Source organism: uncultured Gemmiger sp. (assembly GCA_944388105.1).
Lineage (GTDB): Bacteria > Bacillota > Clostridia > Oscillospirales > Ruminococcaceae > Gemmiger.
Map to the genome: position 1 here is coordinate 1 of CALXHN010000149.1, position 3,529 is coordinate 3,529.

The 3,529-nt window shown below is 64.3% G+C and carries 4 protein-coding genes; all 4 read right to left on the minus strand.

From position 1 onward, the window contains the following. Positions 1–244: DUF4234 domain-containing protein (locus Q0K17_RS10865; RefSeq protein WP_294542928.1), on the minus strand; the 244-nt coding region annotated here is incomplete at its 3' end. Positions 245–301: 57 nt separating this feature from the next. Further along, complete coding sequence (gene argS, locus Q0K17_RS10870; protein ID WP_294542929.1) at positions 302–2,059, minus strand: arginine--tRNA ligase; 1,758 nt, start codon at positions 2,057–2,059, stop codon at positions 302–304. Positions 2,060–2,108: 49 nt separating this feature from the next. Next, entirely contained in the window at positions 2,109–2,555 is a 447-nt protein-coding gene (locus tag Q0K17_RS10875; RefSeq protein ID WP_294542930.1) for a DUF1934 domain-containing protein, read from the minus strand. A 48-nt stretch (positions 2,556–2,603) separates the two neighbouring features. Beyond that, a complete protein-coding gene (gene murI / locus Q0K17_RS10880; RefSeq protein ID WP_294542931.1) occupies positions 2,604–3,419 on the minus strand; it encodes a glutamate racemase in 816 nt (271 codons plus the stop codon). Positions 3,420–3,529 lie beyond the last annotated feature (110 nt).

Sequence of the window (3,529 nt, forward strand, 5' to 3'; positions counted from 1 at the left end):
ACCAGTAGATGCCGTAGATGCCGCAGGTGATGATGCTGAGCACGATGGCCAGAGCAACGCTGCGGGGCGGGCGGCGGTCGCCGCCCTGGTAGACGGGACTCTGTTCATAGCGGGGCTGCTCGTAGTGGGGCCCCTGGGCGTCTGCTTGGGCGGAATCGGTGTGTTCGGGCATGGGATTGCCGCAGTTGGGACAGAAGCGGTCATTGTCGGCGCAGGTGGCGCCGCAGCGGGGACAAGTCTTCATGGGGAGATCCTCCTTCACTTTTATACATCCGCCGGCGGCAGGGCCCGCCGGAAGAATTTACATGCTTTCGGGGGCGCTGATCTTGAACATGGTCAGGACGTTGCGGATCACACCGCGCACGGCCAGACACAGGGCAATGCGGCCCTGCAGTACCTGGTCCTCGGCGCCCAGGATGCGGCAGGAGTTGTAGAAGCGGTGGAAGGCGCTGGCCAGATCAATGACAAAGCGGGTGATACGGGCCGGGTCGTATTTTTCAGCCGCGGCGGCGATCTCGGCGGGGAAGGCGGCCAGCAGACGGATCAGGGCCAGTTCGCTGGGGTCGGTGAGCACGGCGGCGTCCACGGCCTCCATGCCCCGGAAGGTGATGCCCTCACTCTCCAGCTTCTTCAGGATGGAGCAGATGCGGGCGTGGGCGTACTGTACATAGTACACCGGGTTTTCGCTGTCGTTGCGCACGGCCAGGTCCAGGTCAAAGTCCAGGGTGGAGGTGCTTTCCCGCTGGTTGAAGAAGAAGCGGGCGGAATCGATGGGCACCTCGTCCAGCAGGTCGGTGAGGGTAATGGCCTTGCCGGTGCGCTTGGACATCCGGACGGGCTTGCCGTCCCGCATCAGGTTGACCATCTGCATGAGCACCACGTCCAGACGGCTGCCGTCCAGGCCCACGGCGTCCATGGCGCCCTTCATGCGGGCCACATGGCCGTGGTGGTCGGCGCCCCACACGTCGATGGCCTTGTCAAAGCCCCGCACCGCCAGCTTGTTGTAATGGTAGGCGATGTCGGCGGCAAAGTAGGTGGGAATGCCGTTGGCGCGCACCAGCACCTCGTCCTTGGCTTCCTCCTCGGTGCCGTCGGTGGTCTTGCGCTTGTTGGCCACGCCGTACTTGGCGGCAAACTGGGCGCTCTTGTACATGATGGCGCCGTCCTCGGCCTTGTAGCAGGCGCCGGACTCCAGCAGCTTGTCCACCACGGCCTTCACCGCGCCGGACTCGTGCAGGGTGCTCTCATGGAACCACACATCGTAGGTGATGCGGTACTTGCCCAGGTCCCGCTGCAGCCCTTCGATGTTCTTGGGCAGGGCGTAGTCGGTGATGGCCTGCTTCAGTTCCTCAAAATCGGCGTTCACATAGGCGTCGCCGTGCTGGGCGGCAAAGTTCTTGGCATGCTCGATGATGTCGGCGCCCTGATAGCATTCCTGGGGCAGGGGGCAGGCTTCCTCCCCCTTGAACAGCTGCAGGTACCGGATGGCCAGACTCTTGCCGAACTTCTGGATCTGGTTGCCCGCGTCGTTGATGTAGAACTCCCGGGTCACGTCGTAGCCGGCCCAGTCCAGGCAGGCGGCCAGACAGTCGCCCAGAGCGCCGCCCCGGGCGTTGCCCATGTGCATGGGGCCGGTGGGGTTGGCGGAAACAAACTCCACATTGTACTTCTTGCCGGCGCCGGCCTCGGTGCGGCCGTATTCCGGCTCGGAGCAGGCGGCACGGACCACGTCGGTGAACCAGCCGGTGCCCAGGTACAGGTTGATGAAGCCGGGGCCGGCGATCTCCGCCCGGTCAAAGGGGGAGCCGGCCAGATCAAGGCAGCCCACGATGGCCTCGGCGATCTGCCGGGGGGCTTTATGGAACACACGCGCACCGGCCATGGCCAGGTTGCAGGCCACGTCGCCGTTCTTCACGTCCGCCGGGATCTCCACAATGTAGGCGGGCAGTTCGGCGCGGGGCAGCGCGCCGGATCCCATCGCGGCTTCGGCGGCATTCTGCAGCAGACCGCGGGCCGCGTCCAGGGCGGCCTGGCGGGGGTTGTAGTGTTCGTACTTCATGTTTGAAACCTCCGTTTTCACTCAAAAAATCCAAAAAACCGGAATACCCTTATTCTTCCACTTCGGTGGGCAGCTGTTCCACCGTGATGTCCACCAGATTGCGGCTGATGAAGTTCTCGCCCCCGGAATCCAGGGTGTAGCTGAACTTCAGCCGGCCGCCGTTCTCATCCAGCAGCAGCTCGATCACGTCGGCCGCCACCCCCAGGGAGATGGACCCGTAGCCCGTCTCATAGTGGCAGATGTGGCGGATGCCCTTTTCAATGACCAGCTGGCTGGGCACCTTGCCGAACCGGGTCATCACCACCTGCTGGCCGTCCAGGGTGGCCTTGACGGTGGTGGTGCAGCCCGCATAACCGGTGGCCTCGGTCTCTTCATATACAATGTAATAGGCGGAGCCCCGCTGGGTGAACTTGCCCCGGGTCATCAGCTCCACGCTGTCCTCCTCGCCATTCTGCTGCATGGTGCCGCGGATGGTGATCAGGTAATTGTCCTGCATGTTCTTTCGTATCCTTATATAGTATAGTGGTCAGTGCGGTCAGTGCGGTCAGTAGGTCTCGATGGCGATCTGTTCCACCGGACCGCCGGCGTACTCGCCCAGGAACAGGGTCTCCAGTTCCTGGAAGGCCTCGGGGGTATCGCTCACATAGTAGCGCACCCGGCCCCCTTCGCTGCGGCCGTTGGTCAGCCCCAGATCGTCCAGGGCGGCGGCGGTCTCGATGGCCGTGACCTTGCCCGGGTCGATGAGGGCCACCTCCGCCCCCATGAAATCCCCGATCATCTTTTTCAGCAGGGGATAGTGGGTGCAGCCCAGGATCAGGGTGTCCACCCCGGCGTCCCGCAGCTCGGTCAGATACTGTTCAATGACCAGGGTGGTCACCGGGTCGCCGTCGGTCACATGGCCGCTCTCCACCAGGGGTACAAAGAGCGGGCAGGCCTTGGCGGTGATCTGGATGTCCGGCATCAGGTCCCGGAGCAGCGCCGCGTAGGAGCCGCTGCGGATGGTGGCCGCCGTGCCGATGACCCCCACCTTGTGGTTGCGGGTCAGGGTCACGGCCTTGCGGGCCGCCGCCCCCACCACGCCGGTGTAGGGCACGGGCAGGCGGGATGCTTCCTCCGAAGGATAGGTGGAGGAGACGGTTCCGCAGGCAGCCATGAGAAACTTCACGTTCTGGCTCAGCAGGAACCGGATGTCCTGTCGGGCATACTGCAGGATGGTCTGGCGGCCGCGGCTGCCGTAGGGCACCCGGCCGGTATCCCCGAAATAGATGATGTCCTCACCGGGCAGCACCCGGCGCAGCTGGCGCACGGCGGTCAGGCCGCCCAGGCCGCTGTCAAACACACCGATGGGCCGTGTATCCATCAATAGGCTCCCTTCCGCTTGGTCAGCGCCAGGTGGATCAGCCGGTCCGCCAGCGCCGCAAAGCTCAGTCCCTCTTTCTCCATCAGCTTGGGGTACATGCTGATGGCCGT